The sequence below is a fragment of the Pseudomonas sp. HMWF032 genome, from assembly GCF_003060885.1.
Lineage (GTDB): Bacteria > Pseudomonadota > Gammaproteobacteria > Pseudomonadales > Pseudomonadaceae > Aquipseudomonas.
Genome location: NZ_QAIG01000002.1, coordinates 1 through 24566, shown reverse-complemented (window position 1 = coordinate 24566; position 24566 = coordinate 1). Strand labels below are relative to the sequence as shown.

At 61.3% G+C, this 24566-nt stretch carries 25 protein-coding genes and 2 pseudogenes; 24 read left to right on the top strand and 3 right to left on the bottom strand.

The genetic code is table 11. The features are described 5' to 3' along the window. The first annotated feature begins 89 nt into the window (after positions 1-89). The 11 genes from DBR00_RS00790 (at position 90) to DBR00_RS00740 (ending at position 10046) form a co-directional block, all read left to right on the top strand. Positions 90-1424 carry an OprD family porin gene (locus DBR00_RS00790; protein WP_108488719.1) on the top strand — a complete coding sequence of 445 codons (1335 nt, stop codon included), beginning with the start codon at positions 90-92 and terminating at the stop codon, positions 1422-1424. A 113-nt stretch (positions 1425-1537) separates the two neighbouring features. Further along, positions 1538-2530 (top strand): aliphatic sulfonate ABC transporter substrate-binding protein, encoded by a 993-nt coding sequence (locus DBR00_RS00785; protein ID WP_108488720.1) that lies wholly within the window; start codon positions 1538-1540, stop codon positions 2528-2530. Positions 2531-2533: 3 nt separating this feature from the next. Further along, positions 2534-3358: an ABC transporter permease gene (locus DBR00_RS00780; RefSeq protein ID WP_108488721.1), complete on the top strand. Its 825-nt coding sequence runs from the start codon at positions 2534-2536 to the stop codon at positions 3356-3358. Positions 3359-3360: 2 nt separating this feature from the next. Beyond that, entirely contained in the window at positions 3361-4092 is a 732-nt protein-coding gene (locus DBR00_RS00775; RefSeq protein WP_108488722.1) for an ABC transporter ATP-binding protein, read from the top strand. A gap of 468 nt (positions 4093-4560) precedes the next feature. Continuing rightward, entirely contained in the window at positions 4561-5199 is a 639-nt protein-coding gene (locus DBR00_RS00770; RefSeq protein ID WP_108488723.1) for a peroxiredoxin, read from the top strand. Between the two features lie 9 nt (positions 5200-5208). Further along, positions 5209-5802 carry an NADPH-dependent FMN reductase gene (gene ssuE / locus DBR00_RS00765; protein ID WP_108488724.1) on the top strand — a complete coding sequence of 198 codons (594 nt, stop codon included), beginning with the start codon at positions 5209-5211 and terminating at the stop codon, positions 5800-5802. An 80-nt stretch (positions 5803-5882) separates the two neighbouring features. Beyond that, positions 5883-6863, top strand: a complete 981-nt coding sequence (locus DBR00_RS00760; protein ID WP_108488725.1) for a sulfonate ABC transporter substrate-binding protein — start codon at positions 5883-5885, stop codon at positions 6861-6863. A gap of 77 nt (positions 6864-6940) precedes the next feature. Continuing rightward, on the top strand, positions 6941-8089 hold the full coding sequence (gene ssuD, locus DBR00_RS00755; protein ID WP_108488726.1) for an FMNH2-dependent alkanesulfonate monooxygenase: 1149 nt from the start codon (positions 6941-6943) through the stop codon (positions 8087-8089). Positions 8090-8160: 71 nt separating this feature from the next. Further along, positions 8161-8955 carry an aliphatic sulfonate ABC transporter permease SsuC gene (gene ssuC, locus DBR00_RS00750; protein WP_108488727.1) on the top strand — a complete coding sequence of 265 codons (795 nt, stop codon included), beginning with the start codon at positions 8161-8163 and terminating at the stop codon, positions 8953-8955. Continuing rightward, positions 8952-9743 (top strand): aliphatic sulfonates ABC transporter ATP-binding protein, encoded by a 792-nt coding sequence (ssuB, locus tag DBR00_RS00745; protein ID WP_108488728.1) that lies wholly within the window; start codon positions 8952-8954, stop codon positions 9741-9743. The genes ssuC and ssuB overlap by 4 nt, the downstream gene beginning before the upstream one ends. A gap of 87 nt (positions 9744-9830) precedes the next feature. Next, the gene (locus DBR00_RS00740; protein WP_056842174.1) at positions 9831-10046 is read left to right on the top strand and encodes a molybdopterin-binding protein; all 216 of its coding nucleotides are present in this window, start codon (positions 9831-9833) and stop codon (positions 10044-10046) included. A 118-nt stretch (positions 10047-10164) separates the two neighbouring features. Here the strand turns inward: DBR00_RS00740 and DBR00_RS00735 are convergent, their stop codons facing one another. Beyond that, on the bottom strand, positions 10165-10383 hold the full coding sequence (locus DBR00_RS00735; protein WP_146180652.1) for a hypothetical protein: 219 nt from the start codon (positions 10381-10383) through the stop codon (positions 10165-10167). A gap of 443 nt (positions 10384-10826) precedes the next feature. On the opposite strand from DBR00_RS00735, the gene tauA (DBR00_RS00730) reads away from it, so the two are divergent. The 12 genes and pseudogenes from tauA (DBR00_RS00730) to DBR00_RS00675 all read left to right on the top strand — a co-directional run bounded on the left by tauA (DBR00_RS00730) (position 10827) and on the right by DBR00_RS00675 (position 23062). Further along, entirely contained in the window at positions 10827-11807 is a 981-nt protein-coding gene (tauA, locus tag DBR00_RS00730) for a taurine ABC transporter substrate-binding protein (protein WP_108488730.1), read from the top strand. A 71-nt stretch (positions 11808-11878) separates the two neighbouring features. Then, positions 11879-12853: a taurine ABC transporter substrate-binding protein gene (gene tauA, locus DBR00_RS00725; RefSeq protein WP_108488731.1), complete on the top strand. Its 975-nt coding sequence runs from the start codon at positions 11879-11881 to the stop codon at positions 12851-12853. A 54-nt stretch (positions 12854-12907) separates the two neighbouring features. Next, positions 12908-13690: a taurine ABC transporter ATP-binding subunit gene (gene tauB / locus DBR00_RS00720; RefSeq protein ID WP_108488732.1), complete on the top strand. Its 783-nt coding sequence runs from the start codon at positions 12908-12910 to the stop codon at positions 13688-13690. Further along, the gene (gene tauC / locus DBR00_RS00715; protein ID WP_108488733.1) at positions 13687-14520 is read left to right on the top strand and encodes a taurine ABC transporter permease TauC; all 834 of its coding nucleotides are present in this window, start codon (positions 13687-13689) and stop codon (positions 14518-14520) included. The genes tauB and tauC overlap by 4 nt, the downstream gene beginning before the upstream one ends. 15 nt (positions 14521-14535) lie before the next feature. Further along, positions 14536-15369 (top strand): taurine dioxygenase, encoded by an 834-nt coding sequence (gene tauD / locus DBR00_RS00710; RefSeq protein ID WP_108488742.1) that lies wholly within the window; start codon positions 14536-14538, stop codon positions 15367-15369. An 80-nt stretch (positions 15370-15449) separates the two neighbouring features. Next, the gene (locus tag DBR00_RS00705) at positions 15450-16184 is read left to right on the top strand and encodes a sulfite exporter TauE/SafE family protein (protein WP_108488734.1); all 735 of its coding nucleotides are present in this window, start codon (positions 15450-15452) and stop codon (positions 16182-16184) included. A gap of 397 nt (positions 16185-16581) precedes the next feature. Beyond that, positions 16582-17877 carry an SfnB family sulfur acquisition oxidoreductase gene (locus DBR00_RS00700; protein ID WP_108488735.1) on the top strand — a complete coding sequence of 432 codons (1296 nt, stop codon included), beginning with the start codon at positions 16582-16584 and terminating at the stop codon, positions 17875-17877. Positions 17878-17880: 3 nt separating this feature from the next. Further along, a complete protein-coding gene (locus DBR00_RS00695; protein ID WP_108488736.1) occupies positions 17881-19080 on the top strand; it encodes an SfnB family sulfur acquisition oxidoreductase in 1200 nt (399 codons plus the stop codon). Beyond that, positions 19080-20525 (top strand): LLM class flavin-dependent oxidoreductase, encoded by a 1446-nt coding sequence (locus tag DBR00_RS00690; RefSeq protein WP_108488737.1) that lies wholly within the window; start codon positions 19080-19082, stop codon positions 20523-20525. Before DBR00_RS00695 ends, DBR00_RS00690 begins: the two co-directional genes overlap by 1 nt. A gap of 5 nt (positions 20526-20530) precedes the next feature. Continuing rightward, positions 20531-21325, top strand: coding sequence for a MetQ/NlpA family ABC transporter substrate-binding protein (locus tag DBR00_RS00685; RefSeq protein ID WP_108488738.1), 795 nt, complete (start codon positions 20531-20533; stop codon positions 21323-21325). 62 nt (positions 21326-21387) lie between these two features. After that, positions 21388-22425 (top strand): annotated as a pseudogene (locus tag DBR00_RS00680) (methionine ABC transporter ATP-binding protein); the annotation flags it as partial. Further along, positions 22409-23062: a methionine ABC transporter permease gene (locus DBR00_RS00675; RefSeq protein WP_177479858.1), complete on the top strand. Its 654-nt coding sequence runs from the start codon at positions 22409-22411 to the stop codon at positions 23060-23062. The pseudogene DBR00_RS00680 and the gene DBR00_RS00675, both read left to right, overlap by 17 nt. Positions 23063-23211: 149 nt before the next feature. Here the strand turns inward: DBR00_RS00675 and DBR00_RS00670 are convergent, their stop codons facing one another. Beyond that, entirely contained in the window at positions 23212-23589 is a 378-nt protein-coding gene (locus tag DBR00_RS00670) for a MerR family transcriptional regulator (RefSeq protein WP_108488740.1), read from the bottom strand. A 44-nt stretch (positions 23590-23633) separates the two neighbouring features. Next, on the bottom strand, positions 23634-24071 hold the full coding sequence (locus DBR00_RS00665; RefSeq protein ID WP_108488741.1) for a carboxymuconolactone decarboxylase family protein: 438 nt from the start codon (positions 24069-24071) through the stop codon (positions 23634-23636). A 263-nt stretch (positions 24072-24334) separates the two neighbouring features. On the opposite strand from DBR00_RS00665, the pseudogene DBR00_RS00660 reads away from it, so the two are divergent. Next, positions 24335-24566 (top strand): annotated as a pseudogene (locus DBR00_RS00660) (transposase); the annotation flags it as partial.

Here is a 24566-nt window from a genome sequence, read left to right as displayed (position 1 = left end):
ATTGCGCTAAGACAGGTGCAACGCACACCGTCGGCCCGAGCCCCTCTGCAGCGCCACACACATAACAGACCTGCACTGGAGCATCGAGCATGAAAAAAACCACCCTGGCCCTGGCCATCACTTTGGCCGCCGTCGCCAACCAGGCCACCGCAGCCGGTTTTATCGAAGACAGCAAAGCCACCCTCGGCCTGCGCAATTTCTATTACGACCTGAACACCAAGAACACCGCCGACGACCGCGGCGCAGCCAACGAGTGGGGCCAGGGTTTCCTCTTCAACTACACCTCCGGCTTCACCGAAGGCACCGTCGGCTTCGGCCTGGACGCGGTCGGCCTGCTCGGCCTCAAACTGGATGGTGGTGGCGATGGCGACACCAGTGACAGCCGCAAGCCTGGCCAGCTGTTCCCGCTGGATCGCGATGGCAAGGCGGTGGACGACTACAGCAAGGCCGGCGTGACCGCCAAGGTACGCCTGTCCAAGACCGAGGGCCGTATCGGCACCCTGCAGCCCAAGCTGCCGGTGGTGACCTTCAACGACGGTCGCCTGCTGCCGCAACTGTTCGAGGGTGGCCAGGTCACCTCCAACGAGATCGACAACCTGACGCTCACCGCCGGCCAGCTGGAGCACACCAAGACACGCTCCTCCACCGACGACATCTCCCTGCGCATCGCCGGTGCCACTGCGGTTAGAGGCGTGCAGGCCGACAGCAACAAGTTCTACTACGGCGGTGCCGACTACAAGATCAGCAAGGACCTGCTGGCGCAGTACTACTACGGCAACCTGGACGATTTCTACAAACAGCACTTCCTCGGCCTGACCCACAGCTTGGGTCTGGGCGCAGGCGCGCTGAAGACCGACCTGCGCTACTTCCACAGCGACTCCGACGGCAAGAACGGCAGCGCTGCCGGTCGCGCCGACGGCTACCTGGCCCAGGGTGAAATCAACGGTGCCAACCGGGTGAGCGGTGTCGAGGTGGACAACAAAACCTGGAGCGCCTTGTTCACCTACACCCTCGGCGGTCACGCGCTGAGTGCCGGCTACCAGCAGGTATCGGGCGACAGCGCCTTCCCGTTCCTCAACCAGGGTGACGGCTCCACCGCTTACCTGATCACCGACCGCCAGATCGGCAAGTTTCTTTCCGCCGGCGAGCGCACCTGGCTGGCCGAGTACGCCTATGACTTCACCAAGATCGGCGTACCGGGCCTGAAAGCCACCGCCACCTATCTGTCCGGCGACAACATCGACGCCGTCGGTGGTGATCGCAAGGAATGGGAACGCGACTTCCGCCTCGACTACGTGCTGCAGGAAGGTGCCCTCAAGGGCCTCGGCTTCTCCTGGCGCAACGCCTCGCTGCGTGGCAACACCACCGCGACCGATGCTGACGAGAACCGCCTGATCGTCAGCTACAGCCTGCCGCTGCTGTAACGCTTAAATGGCAACCGGCCTGACCACAGGCCGGCTTTAACCCTGAGATAGCTCTGACCTGAAGTGCCCGTCCACGGGTCGACAGGCGACAACCCTAACCAGAGGAAAGGACCATGAGTCTGTTCAATCTGCGTCGGGGGCTGACCGCCCTGTTTGTGGCGATTCTGCCTGCCGGCGCCTATGCCGAAACACCCAAAGAAGTCCGTCTGGACTACGCCTATTACGCCCCCACCAGCCTGGTGCTCAAGCAACAAGGGCTGCTGGAAAAAGCCCTTGCGCCGCAAGGCATCAGCGTCAAATGGGTATTCAGCCAGGGTAGCAACCGCTCACTGGAATACCTCAATGGCGGCAGCACCGATTTTGCCTCCACAGCGGGCCTGGCCGCCGTACTCAGCCGCGCCAACGGCAGCCCGATCAACACCGTCTACGTGGCCAGCCGTCCGGAATGGACCGCCCTGGTCGTGCCCAAGGATTCGCCGATCAACAGCCTGGCTGATCTGAAAGGTAAGAAAATCGCCGCCACCAAAGGCACCGATCCATTCCTGTTCCTCCTGCAAAGCCTGCAGAAAGCCGGTTTAAACAAAAACGCCGTGGAAATTGTCCACCTGCAACACCCTGATGGCCGCACGGCACTTGAGCGTGGCGATGTCGACGCCTGGGCCGGTCTTGATCCACTGATGGCCTCCAGCCAACTGCAAGCCGGTTCGCGCCAGCTGTACCGCAACCTCGACTTCAACAGCTACGGCGTGCTCAACGTCACCGAGAAATTCGCCGCCACCCAGCCTGAGCTGATCAAGCAGGTGATCGCGGCCTACGAGCAGGCCCGCGAGTGGGCGATTGCCAACCCGGATGCCCTGGCCCAGTTGCTCGCCGACGAAGCCAAGCTGCCGCTGGAAGTGGCCAAACTGCAACTGTCGCGTACCGACTTCAGCAACTCGCAGCCCGGTGCCGAGCATATCGCCGCGCTGAAAGCCGCCGCGCCGATCCTGCTGGATGAGCAACTGGTTCGCCCGGGCACTGACGTGGCCAAGGTGGTGGAGCAACTGATCAGCTCGCAACTGGCGGCCAGTGTGATCAAGCAATCCGTAGCCAAGGCGAGTAACTGAGTCATGGGTACCCTCAACCTCAGGCTTAGCCGTTGGGCCGAGCGCTTACCCAGCCTGCGTCCATCGCTGGCCAATCTGCGTGGTTGGGCGGTACCTCTGGCGCTGTTGCTTGGTTTGGAAGCGCTGGTGCGTTTCGGCGTGTTGCCGGCGCACCAGATGCCCGCCCCCACTCAAGTGGCGCAAACCCTGTACCACCTGGCCGTCAGTGGCGAGTTGCTGCGGCATATCAATGCCAGCCTGCTGCGGGTGGCGGCTGGTTTTATCATCGGTGCCGGCCTGGCTACCGTGATTGGCACCTGGGTTGGCCTTAGCCGCCGCGCCGAGGCCTATCTAGAACCAACCTTTCAGGCGCTTCGGGCGATTCCCAGCCTGGCCTGGGTGCCTCTGCTGCTGCTCTGGCTGGGCATTGATGAAACGCCCAAGGTGGTGCTGATTGCCCTGGGCGCATTCTTTCCGGTGTACCTGGCGCTGTTGGCCGGCATCCGCAATATCGACCGCAAGCTGGTCGAGGTCGGTCAGCTCTATCAGCTCAGCCGCTTTGCCCTGGTGCGGCGGATTCTTCTACCGGCCGCCCTGCCCAACCTGTTTACCGGACTGCGTGGGGCGCTGAGCCTGAGCTGGATGTTCCTCGTGGCGGCCGAGCTGATTGCCGCTACGCGTGGCCTTGGTTACCTGCTCAGTGATGGTCGGGAAACCTCACGGCCGGACCTGGTGATTGCCGCCATTCTCTTGTTGGCGGTGCTCGGCAAACTCAGCGACAGCCTGCTCAAATACTGGGAAACCCGCGCCCTGAGCTGGCGCGACAGCTATCAGGGCGGAGGAAACTGAACATGAGTGCACTCCTGCAGCTGCAGAACATTCATAAAGCCTACGACGGCTTGCACGTCCTCGATGATGTCAGCCTGAGCCTGGCGCCCGGTGAAATTGTCAGCCTGCTCGGCCCCAGCGGCTGTGGCAAAAGCACCCTGCTGCGCATCGCCGCCGGGCTTGATCAAGACTTCAGCGGCGCGCTGGAATTCAACCCATTGCTGCAGTTCGGTCGTGGCACCGGCATCGGCGTGGTGTTTCAGGAACCGCGATTGATGCCCTGGCTGACAGTGGCGCAGAACGTCAGCTTCGCCGATGGCTGGATTGCCGACGACAAGTGGGTGCAGCAACTGCTGCGCGATGTCGGCCTCAGCGGCCATGCCGACGCCCTGCCCAAGCAGCTTTCCGGCGGCCAGGCGCAGCGCGCGGCGATTGCCCGCGGGCTGTATGGCAGGCCTCACGTCTTGCTGCTCGACGAGCCGTTCAGCGCGGTGGATGCCTTCACCCGCATGAAACTGCAGGACCTGCTCAGTGAGCTGGCCGAACGCTATGAAATCGCCGTACTGCTGGTTACTCACGATCTCGACGAGGCGTTCTACCTGAGTGACCGCGTGCTGATCCTCGGCGGTACACCCAGCCGGCTGCAACGCGAACTGGCGGTACCGCTGGCGCGGCCACGGGACCGGCGCAGTGCCGAACTGGCCTACCTGCGTGGCGAGGCCCTGACCGAGCTGTACCAGTCCCACGCGATCTAAACGAATTCCTCAAGGTGGAATATTTACCGGGCGCATGGCCCGGTTTTTTTTGGCTATGTACCCATTAGGTGTTGCACACAGTACGAGCGCAGGTCGCATGGGTAGGTTGGGTTGAGGAGACCGACGCGACGAAGCCCAACGCGGCATGCCGCAGCCTGTTGGGCTTCGCTGCGCACAACGCCAACCTACGGTTTATCGCCTCACAACACGCAATAGGTGCATGGTCTCTTGGCCTTCAGTGGCGAGCTCGTAATCGTTGTTGTTGCTTCTACGACTGCATGGATGCAGGAGGTAGAGCGAAGTCGGATGGCCGAGCCGAAAGCCCCTTCCACAACAACCTCGACCTGTCTTCAATCGCCAACCTCATATGCATTTAAATGCTAAATAAATCGTTATTTATTCTTTTTAAAATATAAAAAGCCTAAGCATAGTGAACACCACACCACGACTTAACCAAGGAGAACACGCATGACCATCCGCCTCGGCGACATCGCCCCCGACTTCGAACAGGACTCCAGTGAAGGCCGCATTCGCTTCCACGAATGGCTGGGCAATAGCTGGGGTGTGCTGTTCTCCCACCCGGCTGACTTCACCCCGGTGTGCACCACCGAACTGGGTTTTACCGCCAAGCTGAAAGAGCAATTCGCCGAGCGTGGCGTCAAGGCCATCGCCCTGTCGGTCGACCCGGTGGACTCGCACATCAAATGGATCGACGACATCAACGAAACGCAGAACACCAAGGTCAACTTCCCGATCCTGGCCGACGCTGATCGCAAGGTCTCCGACCTCTACGACCTGATCCACCCGAACGCCAACGACACCCTGACCGTGCGTTCGCTGTTCATCATCGACCCGAACAAGAAGGTGCGCCTGATCATCACCTACCCGGCCAGCACCGGGCGCAACTTCCACGAGATCCTGCGGGTGATCGACTCGCTGCAACTGACCGACAGCCACAAGGTCGCCACCCCGGCCAACTGGGTCGACGGTGATGAGGTGGTGATCGTGCCATCGCTCAAGGATGAGGACGAAATCAAGCAGCGCTTCCCCAAAGGCTACCGCGCCGTCAAACCTTACCTGCGTCTGACCCCGCAGCCGAACCGCTAAGGACTGAAGATGCTTGTCGTATCACTGGGCGGCAGCCCGAGCCTGAAATCACGCAGCAATATTCTGCTCGAGCGCGCCAAGCGTTGGTTGCAACTGCGCGGTGTTGAAGTAATCAGCTACCAAGTACGTGACTTCAACGCCGAAGACCTGCTGTTTGCCAATTTCGGCAGCCCGGCCGTGCAGCAACTGATTGAGCAGGTCAGCCGCGCCGACGGCGTCATTGTCGCCACACCGGTGTACAAGGCGTCGTTCTCCGGCGCACTGAAGACCCTGCTCGATGTGCTGCCCGAGCGCGCGCTGAACCACAAGGTGGTGCTGCCCATTGCTACCGGCGGCAGCAGCGCCCACATGCTGGCCGTGGACTATGCGCTCAAGCCGGTGCTGGCGGCGCTGAAAGCGCAGGAAATGCTGCACGCCATCTTTGCTGACGACGGCCAGATTGCCTACGGCGAAAACGGCGCTGCTGCGCAACTGGCACCGGCGCTGGAACAACGGTTGGATGATGCCTTGCAGCACTTCCAGCAAGCCCTGGCCCGTCGGCCAGCCCCGATTGATCCGGGCGTATTGAATGATCGACTGATCAACGCCCGCTGGAGTATCTGACACGCTTTACCCCTCCTTACTCGCCCGCCAACGGGCAAGCAGGTTGCCACCCAATACCCCCATCAGCAAAGGAGAGCGCTATGCGCACAATCACTTTGCGTCGGAGTCTGGTCGCCCTGTTTGCCGCGGCCATTTCCTTCGGCGCCATCACCCAAGCACAAGCCGAAACATTGCGTATCGGCTATCAGAAATACGGCACCCTGGTACTGCTCAAAGCCAAGGGCACCCTGGAAAAGCGCCTGGCCGATAAAGGCATCGATGTTAAATGGACCGAGTTCCCTGGCGGCCCGCAGCTGCTCGAAGGGCTGAACGTCGGCTCGGTGGACTTCGGCACCACCGGCGAAACCCCACCGGTATTTGCCCAGGCCGCTGGCGCGAACCTGCTGTATGTCGCCTATGAGCCACCGGCACCCACCAGCGAAGCCATTCTGGTACCCAAAGATTCGCCGCTGAAATCGGTCGCCGATCTCAAGGGCAAGAAAATCGCCCTGAACAAAGGCTCCAACGTGCACTACCTGCTGGTACGCGCCCTGGAAGATGCCGGCCTGAAATACAGTGACATCCAACCGGTGTACCTGCCGCCGGCCGATGCCCGCGCCGCCTTCGAACGTGGCAGCGTCGACGCTTGGGTCATCTGGGACCCCTTCCAGGCTGCCGCAGAGAACCAGTTGCAAGCACGCACCCTGCGTGATGGCCAAGGCCTGGTGAACAACCACCAGTTTTACCTGGCGACCAAACCGTACGCCGAGAAAAACCCGGAAGTGGTTGAAGTGCTGATCGACGAGATCCGCAGCATTGGCGAATGGACGAAAAACAACAGCGCCGAGGCCACCGCCCAGGTTGCCCCATTGCTGGGTCTGTCGGCCGAAATCACCCGTGTTGCCGTCGAGCGCCAAAGCTATGGCGCGCAGCTGATCAGCCCGGAAGTGGTCGTGGCGCAGCAGAAGATTGCCGACACCTTTACCGATCTGAAACTGATCCCCAAGCGCCTGGTGATCAAGGACGTGATCTGGAAAGCCCCGACTAAGGCGTCCCCGGACAAGGTCGCAACAGCCCAATAACCACTCGCGACAGCTGCACCACCGTAGCCCGGATACCTTCCGGGCTACGCCACGATTTCGTAAGAGGAGACCACTCCATGAGCTTGAATATTTTCTGGTTCCTGCCTACCCATGGCGACGGCAAATACCTGGGCACTGCCGAGGGCGCACGCGCCGTCGATCACGGTTACCTGCAGCAGATTGCCCAAGCAGCCGACCGCCTTGGCTTTGGCGGTGTTCTGATCCCGACTGGACGCTCCTGCGAGGACTCCTGGCTGGTGGCAGCATCGCTGATTCCCGTGACCCAGCGCCTGAAATTCCTTGTCGCCCTGCGCCCTGGGATCATTTCCCCGACGGTGGCGGCGCGTCAGGCCGCGACCCTGGACCGTCTGTCCAATGGCCGCGCGCTGTTCAACCTGGTGACCGGGGGCGACCCGGATGAGCTGGCCGGCGATGGCCTCAACCTGTCCCACGCCGAACGCTACGAAGCCTCGGTGGAATTCACCCGCATCTGGCGCCGCGTGCTGGAAGGTGAAGTGGTCGACTACGCCGGTAAACATATTCAAGTCAAAGGCGCCAAACTGCTGTATCCCCCGATTCAACAGCCGCGTCCGCCGCTGTATTTCGGCGGCTCGTCGGAAGCCGCGCAGGATTTGGCCGCCGAGCAGGTCGAGCTGTACCTGACCTGGGGCGAGCCACCGGCTGCAGTAGCCGAGAAGATCGCTCAGGTGCGTGAAAAGGCCGCTGCGCAGGGCCGTGAAGTGCGCTTCGGCATTCGCCTGCACGTGATCGTGCGCGAAACCAACGCCGAAGCCTGGGCCGCCGCCGACAAGCTGATCAGCCATGTCGATGACGACACCATTGCGCGTGCCCAGGCCTCCCTGGCGCGCTTTGATTCGGTCGGTCAGCAACGCATGGCCGCCTTGCACGGCGGCAGCAAGGACAACCTGGAAGTGTCCCCCAACCTCTGGGCCGGAGTCGGCTTGGTGCGCGGCGGTGCCGGCACGGCACTGGTTGGCGATGGCCCGACCGTGGCCGCTCGGGTCAAGGAATACGCCGAGCTGGGCATCGACACCTTTATCTTCTCCGGCTATCCGCACCTGGAAGAGTCGTACCGAGTTGCCGAACTGTTGTTCCCGCACCTGGACGTCAACCGCCCAGAACTACCCAGCGGGGCCGGCTATGTCAGCCCCTTCGGTGAAATGGTCGCCAACGACATCCTGCCCAAGGCGGCGTCGGCCAGTTAAGCGCAAGCCCCCTGACCTGACGGCACTCAGGAGCAGAGGGAGATGTGGACAAGGATTCTTCGAGGTAACCGATGAGCAACGCAACCTTACACAACCTGGCTCTGCGCCTGGCCCCGTGGGCCTTGCCGGTGGCGCTGCTGACGGCCTGGCAACTGGCGGTGGTCAGCGGCCTGCTGTCCACGCGCATTCTGCCGGCCCCCAGCGCGGTCCTCAGCGCCGGCTGGGAGCTGCTGCGCAGCGGCGAAATCTGGACCCACCTGGCCATCAGCGGCTGGCGCGCCGGTATCGGTTTTGCCATCGGTGGCGGCCTGGGTCTGTTGCTGGGCTTTATCACCGGCCTGTCGAAATGGGGCGAGCGCTTTCTCGACAGCTCGGTGCAGATGATCCGCAACGTGCCGCACCTGGCGCTGATCCCGCTGGTGATCCTGTGGTTTGGCATCGACGAGAGCGCAAAGATCTTTCTGGTCGCCCTCGGCACCCTGTTCCCGATCTACCTGAATACCTACCACGGCATCCGCAACGTCGACCCGGCGCTGGTGGAAATGGCGCGCAGCTATGGCTTGTCCGGCTTCAGCCTGTTCCGTCAGGTGATCCTGCCCGGCGCCCTGCCCTCGATCCTGGTCGGCGTGCGTTTCGCCCTGGGCTTTATGTGGCTGACGCTGATCGTCGCGGAAACCATTTCCGCCAGCTCCGGCATCGGTTACCTGGCAATGAACGCCCGCGAGTTCCTGCAAACCGACGTGGTGGTACTGGCCATTCTGCTCTATGCCGTGCTCGGCAAGCTGGCGGATGTGGCCGCACGAACACTTGAGCGTATCTGGCTGCGCTGGCACCCGGCCTATCAGGTCAAGGGAGGTGGACAATGACTGCGCTGCACACCCTCAAACGCGGCATCCCACTGGCAATCAATGCGATCCACAAGGCCTTCGGCGAACGCGAAGTGCTGAAGAATGTTCAGCTGAACATTCCCGCCGGGCAGTTTGTCGCCGTGGTCGGCCGCAGTGGTTGCGGCAAGAGTACCCTGCTGCGCCTGCTGGCCGGCCTGGACGTACCCACCCAGGGCGAACTGCAGGCTGGCAACGGCTCGCTGGCCGCCTCACGCGAAGACATTCGCCTGATGTTCCAAGACTCGCGTCTGCTGCCCTGGAAGCGGGTGATCGACAACGTCGGTCTGGGTCTGTCCGGCAACTGGCGACCACAAGCGCAACAGGCGCTGGAAGCCGTTGGCCTGGCGGATCGCGCCAATGAATGGCCTGCTGCTTTATCTGGCGGACAGAAACAGCGCGTGGCCCTGGCCCGTGCGCTGATCCATCAACCGCGCCTGCTGCTGCTCGACGAGCCACTCGGGGCACTGGATGCCCTGACCCGAATCGAGATGCAGCAACTGATCGAACGCCTGTGGCAACAGCACGGTTTCACCGTGTTGTTGGTGACCCACGACGTCAGCGAAGCGGTGGCGATTGCCGACCGGGTCGAAGACGGCCAGGTTGGCCTGGACATCAGTGTCGATCTGCCACGCCCGCGTCAGCGTGCGTCGGCACGCCTGGCGGCTGTTGAGGAACAGGTGCTCAACCGCGTGCTGTCGCTGCCGGAGCTGCCACCGCAACCGGACCCCGTTTCACCCTTGCCCACGCAATTGCGCTGGGCACTTTAAACCAGCCCGCGCCCGGAGCATTGGGGCGCGGTGCAACATCCTCCCGGAATGCATCCGGGCTACTTGAGACCTGAAAGGAGCATCACCATGACCATTAAAGCCATCAACGTCCGCAACCAGTTCAAAGGCACCATCAAGGAAATCGTGCTGGGCGACGTACTCTCGGAAATCGACGTACAGACAGCCTCCGGTATCGTCACCTCGGTGATCACCACCCGCTCGGTGAAAGAACTGGAACTAGGCGTGGGCAGCGAAGTGATTGCCTTCGTCAAATCCACCGAGGTATCAATCGCCAAGCTGTGAGCAACAATGAAGTGGGCGGCTACCGCCCACACATTGATTAAAGATCGATTTACCATGCGGCTGAAAATGAACTGGCCGCGCGCATGTAGGATTTTATTGTCGCTAGAAATGCGCCTGGTCAACTGACCGAATTTTCCCAATGCCACGCATTGACCGGGATACGTGTCGAATGGCCGACCTTGGCCAAGTACTTATCGACTAGATCCTTAAGCAGCACACCGCCCTTCTTGGTGCACTCGATTGCACCAAGAACACTCAGCTCAGTCTCACGGTGCTTCACCCGCGCCTCGGCCGCCGTCTTGCGTGCGAGGGTCTGGCGTGATGTGGAAACGTGCATCCCATCTTTTTGGATTCGAATCTGAGCGGTGTAACTGATCGTGCCGTCAGCCTCGGCTAAGGTGTCCCATCGCATATCCGTGGCGCCGATGATGAGTTGGACTGACTTTTTCTGAACACCAGTAAAGAGCTATATAAAGGCACAGTCGCTCAAGCACGTACCACTTTCGACAGCCATTGATCCGTAACACTCCTCCTCACCTAGCCAAGTGACTGGGCTTCTCGCCTTCAAATCCAAGGTCTTCACTGCGCGATTTTCAGCACGTCGGCCCTCCTCTCGTGAAAACTCCAAACACATATACTTATTCCCAAAAAGTATTTATTAACGATTTATTAGATCATTTAACTTGCATCTACCGGATCACCGGACCTGCTGAACCCCATTTAATCCCGTGATCCGGCCACTCCTGCACAGCAGTCGATTGGCTGTTTAGGAGTCCTACCATGCTCAATAAATTCCTGCCGCGCCGTCTTTTTGCAGCCATCGCCCTCAGTGGTTTTGCCCTGAGTGCCCATGCAGTCGATTTCACTGTTGCCTACCAGACCACCGTTGACCCGGCCAAGGTCGCTCAGGCCGATGGCGCGTATGAGAAGGCCAGCAAAGCCAAGATCGACTGGCGCAAATTTGATAGCGGTGCCGAAGTCATTACTGCTGTCGCGTCCGGTGATGTGCAGATTGGTTATGTCGGTTCCAGCCCATTGGCTGCGGCAGCCACCCGAGAGTTGCCAATCCAGACGTTCCTGATCGCCGCCCAGATCGGCGCCGCCGAGGCGCTGGTTGCCCGCAACGGGAGCAACATCAGCAAACCCGAAGACCTGATCGGCAAAAAAGTTGCCGTCCCCTTCGTCTCCACCGGTCACTACAGCCTGCTGGCCGCGCTCAAGCACTGGAAGATTGATCCAAGCAAAGTACAAATCCTCAACCTGGCTCCGCCGGCGATCATTGCCGCCTGGCAGCGTGGCGACATCGATGCCACCTATGTGTGGGACCCGGCGCTGGGTGTGGCCAAGGAAAACGGCAAGGTTCTGATCACCTCCGGTGAGCTGAGCGACCTGGGTGCACCAACTTTCGATGCCTGGATCGTGCGCAAGGACTTTGCCGCGAAGCACCCTGAAGTTGTCCGTGCCTTTGCCAAGGTCACCCTGGACGCCTACGCCGATTACCGTAAAGACCCGCAAGCCTGGCTGGCCGACAGCAGCAATATCGACAAGCTGGTCAAGCTGTCCGGCGCGAAAGCCCAGGACATCCCGCTGCTGCTGCAGGGCAACGTGTTCCCACTGGCAGCCGATCAGGTCAACCAACTCGCGGCGCCGACCACCCAGGCCATCACCAACACCGCCAAGTTCCTCAAAGAGCAAGGCAAGGTTGATGCGGTGCTGCCGGACTACGCGCCCTACGTCAGCAATCAGTACCTGACCAACTAAATCACCTTATCTGCGCCGTGCATGCCCCTTCGGCCTGCACTGCGCTGCGGCATTCTTGCGGAGTAAGCAGCATGAGTTTTCGTCCATTACGCAGCCTGTTGGCTGCGCTGATTGTCAGCGGGCTGAGCACCGCAGCCCAGGCAGATGACCTGATCATCGGTTACCAGACCGGTATCGACCCCACCAAAGTGGCGCAGTTTGACGGCACCTACGACAAAGCCCTGGGCCAGAAGATCGACTGGCGACGTTTTAACAGCGGCGCTGAAGTGGTCACGGCGATCGCCTCCGGCGACGTACAGATCGGCAACCTCGGCAGCAGCCCGCTGGCGGCCGCCGCCAGCCGTGGCCTGCCCATTGTGACCTTTATCGTCGCCGCGCAAATCAACGCCGCAGAGGCGTTGGTGGTGCGCAACGGCAGTGGCATCAACAGCCCGCAGGATCTGATCGGCAAGACCATTGCCACGCCCTTTGTGTCCACCTCGCACTACAGCCTGCTCGGTGCGCTAAAGCACTGGCAGATCGAGCCGAGCAAAGTGAAGATCGTCAACCTTAACCCAAGCGAAATCTCCGCCGCCTGGGCGCGCGGCAATATCGACGGAGCCTTTGTCTGGTCACCGGCACTCGGCGCAATCAAGCAGAACGGCAAAGTATTGACCGATGCAGCCGAAGTCGGCACCTGGGGCGCTCCGACCTTCGAAGTGTGGGTAGCGCGCAAGGACTTTGCCGAGAAACACCCGGAGCTGCTGGCCAAATTCGCCCAGGTCAGCCTGGATGCCTTCGCCGACTACGCCGCCAACAAGGACAGCTGGACTGCCGACTCCGAGCCCGTGCAGAAGATTGCCAAGCTGACCGGTGCCGAGCCCAGGGATGTGCCTGAACTGCTCGCCGGCTCGGCCTTCCCGGATGCCAAGCAGCAAGCCGAGTTGCTCGGCGGCAAGACGGCCAAGGACATCGCCGCCACCGCGGTATTTCTCAAGGAGCAGGGCAAAGCCGACAGCGTGCTGAGCGACTACTCGCCCTATGTCAGTGACGCCTACATCCAGTAATCCGCTGTAACTCCCCTGGCACAAGCTGGGGGAGCATTTGAGAGAGTCACCATCATGGCCTTACTTGAACTGGAGCGTATCAGCGCACAGTACCCCGGCACGGCCGAGCCGGTACTGACGGATATATCCCTGAGCCTCGGCCCTCAGCAACTGCTGGTCGCCCTCGGCCCTTCGGGCAGCGGCAAAACCACCCTGCTCAACCTGATCGCCGGCTTTGTTGCACCCAACGCCGGACGCATCAGCCTCGATCAACAACCGGTGCAGGGCCCCAGCGCCGAACGCGGTGTGGTGTTTCAGGATGACGCCCTGTTGCCCTGGCAGAACGTGCTGGAAAACGTCGCGTTCGGTCTGCAACTGGCCGGTGTGGACAAGCCCCAGCGCGAAGCCAAGGCCCGCGAACTGTTGAGCCTGGTCGATCTGGCCGGGTTCGAACAGCGGCGCATCTGGGAACTGTCTGGCGGCCAGCGTCAACGTGTCGGCCTGGCCCGCGCCCTGGCTGCTGAACCACGGGTGCTGTTGATGGACGAACCCTTCGGTGCCCTCGACGCCTTTACGCGCGAGCAGATGCAAGAACTGCTGCTGCAGGTCTGGCAGCGCACTGCCAAACCCGTGTTCCTGATTACCCACGACATCGAGGAAGCGGTCTTCCTCGCCACCGACCTGATTCTGCTGTCACCCAACCCCGGCCGCATCAGCGAACGCCTGAGCCTGGATTTCGGCCAACGCTACACCGCCGGTGAAAGTGCCCGTGCGATTAAATCCGATCCGGCCTTTATTGCCACCCGCGAGCATGTGCTCGCCCAGGTCTTCGCCGAACGCCAAGGGAACCGCGCATGAGCAGCCATGAGTACATCTACTCCAACACCGAGAGCGAACAACAAGCACGGTCTGCTCCGCGTGAGCTCAGCCTGTTCGCTATCAGTAGCCTGACAGTCGCCTTTCTACTGTGGGCCTGGTGGGCGGTGACCTACTTCGGCCTGATTGAGCCGCTGTTTCTACCCAGCCCACAGGCGGTGGCCAAACGCGGTTGGCTGGTGCTGAGCCAGGGCTATATGGATTCCAGCCTCTGGCAGCACCTGGCCGCCAGCCTGCAACGCATCGGCCTGGGTCTGTTGGCCGCCGTACTGACCGCCATTCCATTGGGGATCGCCATCGGTCGTTACCGGATCGCCCGCGGCATCTTCGACCCGCTGATCGAGTTCTACCGCCCGATCCCGCCGCTGGCTTACCTGCCGCTGATCGTCATCTGGTGCGGGATTGGTGAGCTGTCCAAGGTGCTGCTGATCTTTCTGGCGATCTTCGCGCCAATCGCCATTTCCACCGCCACCGGCGTGCGCAATGTCGACCCGAGCAAGATTCGCGCAGCGCAATCGCTGGGTGCCAGCCAGGCGCAGTTGATCCGCTACGTGATCCTGCCCAGCGCCCTGCCGGAGATTCTCACCGGCATTCGCATCGGGCTGGGTGTTGGCTGGTCAACCCTGGTGGCCGCCGAGCTGATCGCCGCCACCAGCGGCCTGGGCTTTATGGTGCAGTCCGCCGCCCAGTTTCTGGTGACCGATGTGGTGATTCTCGGGATTCTGGTGATCGCCCTGATCGCTTTTTCCCTGGAGATGGGCCTGCGCGCCCTGCAACGTAAGCTGGTGCCCTGGCATGGCCAGGCCCATTGAACTGGATAGATGACCATGAGCATTCAAATCACCCAACTGAGCCCTGCCCTTGGCGCACAGATTGACGGCATCACCCTCAGCGAGCCCTTGAGCGCCGAGAACCATCAGTTGATTGAACAGGCACTGCTCACGCATCAGGTGCTGTTCTTCCGTAACCAGCCGATCACCCCGCAGCAGCAGGCCAGTTTTGCAGGGCACTTTGGTGATCTGCATATCCACCCGATCTACCCCAATGTGCCGGAGCAGCCGGAAGTGCTGATCCTCGACACCGCGGTAACCGATGTGCGCGACAACGCCATCTGGCACACCGATGTCACCTTCCTGCCGACTCCGGCCATGGGTGCGGTCTTGTCGGCCAAGCTGTTACCACCCTTTGGCGGCGACACGCTGTGGGCCAGCAGCAGCGCTGCTTTCGAGGCGTTGTCGAAACCGCTGCAGGTACTGCTCGACGGCCTGACGGCCACCCACGACTTCACCCACTCGTTCCCGCTGGAGCGCTACGGCAATACCCCAGAGGCGCTGGTGCACTACCACGAGGTGCAGCGCAAATACCCGCCACTGTCCCACCCGGTGGTACGCACTCACCCGATCACCGGGCGCAAGGGATTGTTCGTCAACGATGGCTTCACCACCCGGATCAACGAACTGGAGGCCGATGAAAGCGATGCGCTACTGCGCTTTCTATTTGCCCACAGCACGCGCCCGGAATTCACCGTGCGCTGGCGCTGGCAGACCAACGACATCGCCTTCTGGGACAACCGCATCACCCAGCATTACGCCGTGGACGACTACCGCCCGCAGCGCCGGGTGATGCAGCGTGCGACCATATTGGGCGACATACCAGTCTGAACAGAGGTATGGCTGCTTAACCGCGCGCCAAACGAGGCGCGCGGTGCCATTTTCTGCGATCAACTGGTTAAGCAGCGCCTATGCCTGAAAATGCCCTACTGCTGTCGGCGACAGCCTTTTTGCTGATCGCCCTGCTCTACGCCAGTGTCGGTCAGGCCGGCGCGTCCGGGTATATCGCCGTCATGGCGTTAATGGGCTTTGCCCCCGAGAGCATCAAACCCACGGCGCTGCTGATCAACAGCCTGGTCGCGCTGCTGGTCAGTTGGCGTTTTGCTCGGGCCGGACATCTGAACTGGCAGCACCTCTGGCCCTTTGCCGTACTGGCGGTGCCTATGGCTGCGCTGGGTGGTTTTATCAGCCTGCCGCCACTCTGGTTTGATCGCTTGCTGGGCAGCCTGTTGCTGGCTGCCGCCCTGCCCCTTTTTATCGACAAAGCTGTGGATGCGGCTCAGCTGCGCCAGGCACCACGGGTACTGGCCATGTTCACGGGTGCGGTAATTGGCCTGCTCTCGGGCCTGACCGGTATTGGCGGTGGTGTGTTGATCACGCCGCTACTGATCTACGCACGCTGGGCCAGTGTGAAAAGCGCAGCGGCATTTTCTGCCGTATTTATCCTGCTCAATTCTGTCGCCGCCCTGGCCGGACACTGGAGCGCGGCGCGCCAGCTGCCTGAACACATCACCCTATTGGCGCTGATCGCCATGGCCGGCGGTGTGCTCGGCGCGCAACTGGGCAGCCGCTGGCTGGCCGAGCGACGGGTACAGCAAATACTTGGACTGCTGCTGTTGCTGGCGGGCGCCAAACTCTGGCTATAAAGGCTATGCCCCAATACCGTTAGAGCGCGTCATACGCCTCAGCGCAGGGTTGCATGCGTAGGTTGGGTTGAGGGGCAGCGCGACGAAGCCCAACGAGACATGCTGCAATCTGTTGGGCTTCACTGCGCTCAACGCCAACCTACGCCTTATCGCCGCGCCACACGCAATGGGTACATAGCCTATAAAAACCCTGAAAACATCATCTTAGAGGGCTTTCATAGCACTGACGTGCCAGTCGAGCGCATCTAATGTTATGCGAAAAAGCTATTTCAAATATTTGATTACCTTGGCTTAAGGTATATCCACCGGACCACCGGAGCAGTGCATTTTTACCTCGCTCCGGTGCTCGTCTTCATGACGCGGCAGACGCAGCGTTTTATTTGAAGATGAGGTTTGCATGGTCAGTCCGACTACCCTTGAGGACACCGCTTCCCACCCGGAAGCCCACGCGTACCCTGAGTCAGCCCAGACCTTACCGGCCTCTGACCAGGACATCGCTCCCCCCCTTCTACCTACGCGCATTCTGCACAGTGACAGTGAAGCCCTGGAGGCCGCGCATGCCCTGGCCGAGGCGGCCAGCGCGCAGGTCATCCTGCGTGATCGGGAACGTAAACTGCCTTGGTCACTGGTCGAACAGTTCACCGCCAGCGGCCTGGGCAGTATCGCCATCCCCCGCGCCTACGGCGGCCCGCAGTTGTCGTTTGCCACCATTGCCGAAGTTTTCCGCATCATTTCCGCAGTGGACCCGGCTCTCGGGCAAATCCCGCAGAACCAATTCGGCCTGATTGCCCTGCTGAATGTCGCCGCCAGTCCAAGCCAGCGTCAGCGGTTGTTCAATACCGTGCTGCAAGGCTGGCGCATCGGCAATGCCGGGCCTGAGCGCAATAGTAAGCACACCCTGGATGTGCGTGCGCGCCTTGAGCGCGAGGGTGATCGCTACGTCATCAGCGGCGAGAAGTTCTATTCCACCGGAGCCATCTTCGCCCACTGGGTCGCCGCCAAAGCCCTGGACGAGGACGGTCGTCCGGTTCTCGCCCTGATCCAGCGCGGCCGCGCAGGGCTGCGCATCGTCAACGACTGGTCTGGTTTCGGCCAGCGCACCACCGCCAGCGGCACCGTGCTGCTGGACCGCGTGGAAGTCGATGCACACAACCTGATTCCGCTGTGGCAGCTGGGCAGCCAACCGAGTATCCAGGGCGCCGCCTCGCAGCTGATCCAGGCGGCGATTGATGCCGGCATCGCCGCCGGAGCGCTGCGCGACAGCATCCGTTTTATCCGCGAAAAATCCCGGCCTTGGATCGAGGCCAATGTCGAGCGCGCCAGCGATGATCCCTACGTGATTGCCGATATCGGCCGCCTGCAGATCGACCTGCACGCGGCTGAAGCCCTGCTGCGCAAGGCCGGCAAAGTGCTGGATGAAGTCAGCGCGCAACCCATTGATGACGATGCCGCCGCACGCGCCTCGATTGCCGTGGCCGAAGCCAAGGTACTGACCACCGAGATCAGCCTGCTGGCCAGCGAAAAGCTGCTGGAGCTGGCGGGCAGCCGCGCCACCCTGGCCGAATTCGGCCTTGATCGGCATTGGCGCAATGCACGCACCCATACCCTGCATGACCCGGTGCGCTGGAAATACCACGCCGTTGGTGCCTACTACCTCAACGGCAGCCGCCCTGCCCGTCACTCCTGGATCTGAGCCATGAACGCACCGTTGAACCTGAACCCGGCGCTGATCCGCAGTGATGCCGAAGCGCTGGACGTTGCCAATGCTGTGGCCGCGGTTTTCAGCCCTGGCGCGGCCGAACGCGACCGCGAACGCCTGCTGCCACATGCCGAACTGGAGCTGTTCAGTCGCTCCGGCCTGTGGGGCATCAGCGTACCCAAACACTTGGGTGGTGCAGGCGTCTCCAGCGTCACCCTGGCCAGGGTGATTGCGCGTATTTCACAAGCGGACAGCTCCCTGGGGCAAATCCCGCAAAACCATTTCTATGCCCTCGAAGTGCTGCGCCTCAACGGCAGCGCCGAGCAGCAACAACGCCTGTATGCCGAGGTGCTGGCCGGACAACGCTTTGGCAATGCCCTGGCAGAGCTGGGTACCAAGACGGCCCTGGACCGCACCACCAAACTGCTGCGAGATGGCGAGCACTACCGCATCGAGGGGCGCAAGTTCTACGCCACCGGCGCGCTCTATGCCCAGCGCATCCCAACCCTGGCGGTGGATGATCAGGGCGTTGGTCACCTGGCCTTCGTATCCCGCCATGCGCCGGGGCTGGAAATCATCGACGACTGGTCCGGTTTCGGCCAGCGCACCACCGGCAGTGGTTCGGTGGTGCTGCAACAAGTACCGGTGGCCGCCGAAGATGTGGTGCCATTCCAGGCCGCATTCGAACGGCCGACCTCACTTGGCCCGCTCGCCCAGTTGCTGCACGCGGCCATCGATACGGGCATCGCCCGCGCCGCCTATGAAGACACCCTGAGTTTTGTGCGCAGCAGCTCACGCCCCTGGATCGATGCCGGGGTGGACAAAGCCAGCGATGACCCGCTGACCCTCAAGGCCATCGGCCGTCTGGCTATTCATCTGCATGCCGCCGAAGCGCTGCTGGAACGAGCCGGCGAATTCGTCGATCAGGCCCAGGCCGAGCCCAGTGTCGACAGCGTGGCCGCCGCCTCCATCGCCGTGGCCGAGGCCCGGGCGATCAGCACCGAAGTGTCGCTGGCAGCTTCCAGCAAACTGCTCGAACTGGCCGGCAGCCGCGCCACCCTGGCCGAACACAACCTTGACCGCCACTGGCGCAATGCCCGCACCCACACCCTGCACGATCCGGTGCGCTGGAAGTACCACGCGGTGGGCAACTACTACCTCAACGACACCCTGCCGCCGCGCCGGGGGACGATCTGATGGCCAGCAAACAGATCCTCCTCAACGCCTTCAATATGAGCAGCGTGGGGCATATCCATCACGGTTTGTGGACTCATCCACGGGACAACTCAACTGCCTTCAACACCCTGGAATACTGGACTGACCTGGCCAAACTGCTGGAGCGCGGGCTGTTCGATGGGCTGTTTATCGCCGATATCCTCGGCGTGTATGACGTTTACCAGAACGGCATCGACCTGAGTTTGCAGGAGTCGATCCAGCTGCCGGTCAACGACCCACTACTGTTGGTCTCAGCCATGGCTGGGGTCACCCGGCACCTGGGCTTTGGTGTGACCGCCAACCTGACCTACGAAGCGCCCTACACCTTCGCCCGTCGTCTTTCCACCCTCGACCACCTGACCCAGGGCCGCATCGGCTGGAATATCGTGACCGGCTACCTGGACAGCGCGGCAAAGGCCATGGGCCTCACCCAGCAGATCGAACACGACCGCCGCTACGATCAGGCCAATGAGTACCTGCAAGTCCTCTACAAACTGCTCGAAGGCAGCTGGCAGGACGATGCTGTGCTCGCTGACCGCACGCAGCGCATCTACGCCCAACCGGGCAAGGTGCACAAAGTTCGACACCAGGGCGAGTTCTATCAGGTGGAGGGTTATCACCTCAGCCAACCTTCGCCGCAGCGTACCCCGGTGCTGTTTCAGGCCGGCTCATCCGAGCGCGGCCTGCGCTTCGCCGGCCAGCATGCCGAGTGCGTGTTTATCAGCGGGCACAGCCAGGCTGCGGCGCGCGAACAGGTGGCCAAGGTGCGTGCCAGTGCGTTGGCGGCTGGGCGCTCGGCGGATGCAATCAAAGTATTTATGGGCATCAGTGTGATCGTTGCGCCAACCGAGGCCGAGGCCCGCGACAAGCATGCCGAGTACCTGCGCTACGCCAGCCCGGAAGCGGGTCTGGCGCATTTTTCCAGTTCCACCGGTATCGACTTCGCCCAGTACGAGCTCGATGAGCCGATCCGCTACCAGAAAACCAACGCCATCGAATCGGTGGTCAAGGCCTTCACCGCCAAGGACAGCGGCTGGACCAAGCGTCGTTTGCTAGAACAGCACGCCCTCGGCGGGCGCTACCCCGTGCTGATCGGCTCGCCCGTGCAGGTGGCGGACCAGCTGCAAAGCTGGTTCGAGGAAACCGGCCTGGACGGTTTCAACCTGACGCGCATCGTCTCACCGGAAAGCTATGTCGACTTTATCGACCAGGTGATTCCCGAGCTGCAAAACCGCGGTTTGTACAAGACCGCCTACGCCGAAGGCAGCCTGCGCCACAAGCTGTTCGGCCAGGGCCCGCGCCTGCCGGCCAACCACAGCGCAGCCGCCTGGCGCGATCTGTCAGGCAGCGTGCCGGCGCCCCGTAGCGATATCCACCATCAACTGAGCGCTGCGGCGCTCAACCTGCTCTGCCCCATACAAGGATGAAGACCATGCTCAAAACCCTGAAAACCCTCACCCTAGGTACCCTGCTGGTTGCCGGTGGCCTGGCTCAGGCCGCACAACCGCTGAAACTCGGTACCACTGCCGCCTTCGCCCCGCCGCTGGAAGTGGCGGTGACCGAAGCGAAAAAACAGGGCCTGGAGGTCGAACTGATCGAGTTCAGCGACTGGATCGCGCCCAACGTCAGCCTGGCCAATGGCGATATCGACGTGAACTACTTCCAGCATGTGCCCTTTCTAGAAAACGCCAAGAAGGACGGCGGCTACGACCTGATTCCCTATGCCCCAGGGGTGATCAACAACGTCGGCCTTTACTCGAAAAAATACCAGGACTTCGCCAGCCTGCCCGAGGGTGCCAAGGTGGCTATCGCCAACGACCCGATCAATGGCGGCCGTGGCCTGCAACTGCTGCAAAAAGCCGGACTGATCACCCTCAAACCTGGCGTTGGCTACAAGGCCACCCTGCAGGACGTGACCAGTAACCCGAAGAACATCCAGATCATCGAGCTGGAAGCCGTACAGCTTGTGCGCGCCTATGAAGAAGTTGATCTGACCCAGGGCTATCCCGCTTATATCCGCCTGGCGAAGACCTTCGATCCGACATCCGCCCTGCTGTTCGACGGCATGGACAATCCGGAGTACATCATCCAGTTCGTTATCCAGCCTGAACACAAGAACGATGAACGCCTGAAGAAATTCATCGACATCTATCAACACTCGCCAGCCGTGCGTACAGCCCTGGACAAGGCCCACGGCAAGCTCTACCAGCCTGGCTGGGAAAGCTGAGCATGAGTGGTTTCGACGCTCACCTGCAGCAGGCCGCGCAGGCCAGTCAGCAGCTTGATACCCACCTGCGCTTCGCCAACCTGGGCAAGACCTACGCCTCAGCCCAGGGCACGGTAGAGGCGCTACGCGATATCGACCTGACCGTGCAGCGCGGCGAAGTGTTCGGCATTATCGGTCGCAGCGGTGCGGGCAAATCTTCGCTGATCCGCACCATCAATCGCCTGGAGCAACCCAGCAGCGGCCAAGTGCTGATCGACGGCGAAGACATTGGCCTGCTCGACGAAGACCATCTGGTCGAACTGCGCCGGCGTACCGGGATGATCTTCCAGCACTTCAACCTGATGTCGGCCAAGACCGTGTGGCAGAACGTCGAGCTGCCGCTGCGGGTCGCTGGCGTACCGCGCGAACAACGCCAGCGCAAGGTACGCGAGCTGCTTGAACTGGTTGGCCTGCAGGACAAGCACACCGCCTACCCGGCGCAGCTTTCCGGCGGGCAGAAACAGCGCGTGGGCATCGCCCGCGCCCTGGTGCATGACCCGCTGATTTTGCTGTGCGACGAAGCCACCAGCGCCCTGGACCCGGAAACCACCCAGGCGATCCTCGGCCTATTGCGCGAGATCAATCAGCGCCTGGGCCTGACCATCGTCCTGATCACCCACGAAATGGCGGTGATCCGCGAAATCTGTGACCGCGTGGTGGTGCTGGAACAAGGTGAAGTGGTGGAACAAGGCCCCGTCTGGCGCGTATTTGGCGCGCCGCAGCACGAGGTTACTCGCACCCTGCTTGCCCCGTTGCGTCATGGTCTACCGGCGGATCTGCAAGCCCGTTTACGCAGCTATCAATTGCAAAAGACCGACGCCATGGCCCTGCGCCTGCAGTTTTCCGGCAGCCATGGCGAACCTGATCTGGCAGCCCTGGCGGCTGCCCTCGGCGGACGTCTGGTCCTGCTCGATGGCGGCATCGAACGCATCCAGGGGCATGCCCTGGGCTACCTGCTGCTGGCCGTGAGCGACTCACCGCACAGCCGCGAACAATTGTTGAGCAACGCCCGCCAACTGGCGGATCAGGCGGAGGTACTGGGTTATGTCGCTGCTGTTTGAGCGCCTCTGGCAAGGCTTTCTCGACACCCTGCTGATGGTCGGCGTGTCGTCGTTGTTGGCGCTGCTGGCGGGGATTCCGCTGGCGGTGTTTCTGGTTACCAGCAGCAAGGGTGGCATCTTCGAAGCGCCCAAGTTGAATCAACTGCTGGGCAGCATCGTCAACCTGTTCCGCTCGATCCCCTTTCTGATTTTGATGGTCGCGCTAATTCCCTTTACCCGGCTGATCGTCGGCACCACCTACGGCGTGTGGGCCGCCGTGGTGCCGCTGAGCATTGCCGCCACGCCATTCTTCGCCCGTATCGCCGAAGTCAGCCTGCGTGAAGTCGACCACGGCCTGATCGAAGCCGCCCAGGCCATGGGCTGCCGACGCTGGCATATCGTCTGGCATGTACTACTGCCCGAGGCGCTGCCGGGCATCGTCAGCGGCTTCACCATCACCCTGGTGACCATGATCAACTCCTCGGCCATGGCCGGTGCCATCGGTGCCGGCGGCCTGGGCGACCTGGCCTACCGCTACGGTTATCAGCGCTTCGACAGCCAGGTGATGCTCACCGTGATCGTCACCCTGGTGGTGCTGGTCAGCCTCATCCAGTTCGGCGGAGACAGGTTGGCCAAGGGGTTGAATAGGCGTGGATGAAATGATGTTTTTAACCCAAAGCACTGGGGCTTTGAGTTAGCGGCTGTGACTGTCGGCAGCCCAGAATGGTTGGTGGCGATAGGCTGGAACCGGCCAGTAGCGGACGTCTAGTGCAGGGAAAATAAACCTGCCCCCTTTTCCTGCAAACGCTAAACATCCTCCTCAGTCTCGAGCCCACGGTAGTGGGCAATCTTTCCCTCCAATGCGACAACGGCATTTTGCATGGCCACAAGTTCGGCCTGCACATCCTGTAAATGGCATTCCAGCATCTGGCGCCGCTCGCTCACTGTTGAGTCGCCGTCGTTACGCAGTTTGGCGAATTTTTGCATTTTTCCGATGCTCATGTGGGTGGTGCGTAACCGCAGCAAAAACTCCAGCCACGCCATATCGGTCGGCGCATAAACCCGCTGTCCACCTGCCGCACGGGCAACAGGTGCCAACAGGCCGATGCGTTCGTAATAGCGCAGGGTATGAGCCGTAAGTCCGGTGCGTTTGGCAACTTGGTCTATCGAGTAGTGTGCGTTCATGACCACGATCCTAAGCAATCGGCGTGCAGTAAGACTCACCCCGTTCACTGGGGCGGTGCGGAGCTGAGTTTGATACCGCGTTTGGTGAACACCTCACGCGCGGCGCTGATACCATTTAATGCGCTGGGAAACCCCGCATATATCGCCATCTGAATGATGATTTCAACGATCTCCTCGGGCTTGCATCCCACATTCAGCGCGCCCTCGATATGCACCTTAAGTTGCGGTTGTGCATTCCCCAGGGCAGTGAGCGCCGAGATGGTCGCGAGTTCGCGTGTACACAACGCCACGCCAGATCTGGAAAAGACATCACCGTAGGCGAAATCAACAATCCAATCACCCAGCTCTGGTGAAATGTCGCTGAGCGAATTAACAACTGATTTACCTGTATCGCCGGTGATTCGCTCCAGGGTCTCTATCCCTTTCTCGCGTCGACTATCAGGCACCGTGGCCGATGCGGCAATGCCCAGAGCGGAAAGCATGAAGCCGGTTGCAACGCCGAGTTTTTTAAAGCCATGACCATCTCCTTATTTAAGCAGCGCCACAAATCAGGTCGTTCAGGCGGTGAAACAAGGAGGCTATTGGTTAGAGTGCGCTCTAAGTCAAGGGGTGTTTTGGAACGCTACAACGTTCGAGGAGCGTATTTGGAGGCGCTGGTGGTCGAGTATCCAACAGCAAGAGAAACGAGTAACTAATGAATCGCCCCGGGTTTTGTGGAGGCCTCAACTCTTGAGAAGATGAGGCTATGAAAAAGACCACGACCTACTCCCCCTGAAGTCCGTGAACGTGCCGTGCGCATGGTTCTGGAGCATCTGAACGATTACCCCTCTGAGTGGGCGGCCATCGAGGCCATAGCGCCGAAAATCGGCTGTGCCGCGCAAACCCTGCATGCCTGGATTCGCCGTCACCAGACCAATGCCGGTCAGCGTCCCGGGCCGACCACCGAGGAGCGCGAGCGCCTCAAGGCTCTGGAGCGT

Coding starts and splice junctions, on each gene's coding strand:
- ssuE (WP_108488724.1), top strand. CDS start 5,209: ATGCTTGTCGTATCACTGGGCGGCAGCCCGAGCCTGAAATCACGCAGC.
- ssuC (WP_108488727.1), top strand. CDS start 8,161: ATGAGCAACGCAACCTTACACAACCTGGCTCTGCGCCTGGCCCCGTGG.
- DBR00_RS00785 (WP_108488720.1), top strand. CDS start 1,538: ATGAGTCTGTTCAATCTGCGTCGGGGGCTGACCGCCCTGTTTGTGGCG.
- tauD (WP_108488742.1), top strand. CDS start 14,536: ATGAGCATTCAAATCACCCAACTGAGCCCTGCCCTTGGCGCACAGATT.
- tauA (WP_108488730.1), top strand. CDS start 10,827: ATGCTCAATAAATTCCTGCCGCGCCGTCTTTTTGCAGCCATCGCCCTC.
- DBR00_RS00665 (WP_108488741.1), bottom strand. CDS start 24,071: ATGCTTTCCGCTCTGGGCATTGCCGCATCGGCCACGGTGCCTGATAGT.
- DBR00_RS00675 (WP_177479858.1), top strand. CDS start 22,409: ATGTCGCTGCTGTTTGAGCGCCTCTGGCAAGGCTTTCTCGACACCCTG.
- tauC (WP_108488733.1), top strand. CDS start 13,687: ATGAGCAGCCATGAGTACATCTACTCCAACACCGAGAGCGAACAACAA.
- DBR00_RS00770 (WP_108488723.1), top strand. CDS start 4,561: ATGACCATCCGCCTCGGCGACATCGCCCCCGACTTCGAACAGGACTCC.
- DBR00_RS00780 (WP_108488721.1), top strand. CDS start 2,534: ATGGGTACCCTCAACCTCAGGCTTAGCCGTTGGGCCGAGCGCTTACCC.
- DBR00_RS00775 (WP_108488722.1), top strand. CDS start 3,361: ATGAGTGCACTCCTGCAGCTGCAGAACATTCATAAAGCCTACGACGGC.
- DBR00_RS00700 (WP_108488735.1), top strand. CDS start 16,582: ATGGTCAGTCCGACTACCCTTGAGGACACCGCTTCCCACCCGGAAGCC.
- DBR00_RS00740 (WP_056842174.1), top strand. CDS start 9,831: ATGACCATTAAAGCCATCAACGTCCGCAACCAGTTCAAAGGCACCATC.
- DBR00_RS00735 (WP_146180652.1), bottom strand. CDS start 10,383: ATGCACGTTTCCACATCACGCCAGACCCTCGCACGCAAGACGGCGGCC.
- DBR00_RS00695 (WP_108488736.1), top strand. CDS start 17,881: ATGAACGCACCGTTGAACCTGAACCCGGCGCTGATCCGCAGTGATGCC.
- DBR00_RS00790 (WP_108488719.1), top strand. CDS start 90: ATGAAAAAAACCACCCTGGCCCTGGCCATCACTTTGGCCGCCGTCGCC.
- ssuD (WP_108488726.1), top strand. CDS start 6,941: ATGAGCTTGAATATTTTCTGGTTCCTGCCTACCCATGGCGACGGCAAA.
- ssuB (WP_108488728.1), top strand. CDS start 8,952: ATGACTGCGCTGCACACCCTCAAACGCGGCATCCCACTGGCAATCAAT.
- DBR00_RS00690 (WP_108488737.1), top strand. CDS start 19,080: ATGGCCAGCAAACAGATCCTCCTCAACGCCTTCAATATGAGCAGCGTG.
- tauB (WP_108488732.1), top strand. CDS start 12,908: ATGGCCTTACTTGAACTGGAGCGTATCAGCGCACAGTACCCCGGCACG.
- DBR00_RS00760 (WP_108488725.1), top strand. CDS start 5,883: ATGCGCACAATCACTTTGCGTCGGAGTCTGGTCGCCCTGTTTGCCGCG.
- tauA (WP_108488731.1), top strand. CDS start 11,879: ATGAGTTTTCGTCCATTACGCAGCCTGTTGGCTGCGCTGATTGTCAGC.
- DBR00_RS00685 (WP_108488738.1), top strand. CDS start 20,531: ATGCTCAAAACCCTGAAAACCCTCACCCTAGGTACCCTGCTGGTTGCC.
- DBR00_RS00705 (WP_108488734.1), top strand. CDS start 15,450: ATGCCTGAAAATGCCCTACTGCTGTCGGCGACAGCCTTTTTGCTGATC.
- DBR00_RS00670 (WP_108488740.1), bottom strand. CDS start 23,589: ATGAACGCACACTACTCGATAGACCAAGTTGCCAAACGCACCGGACTT.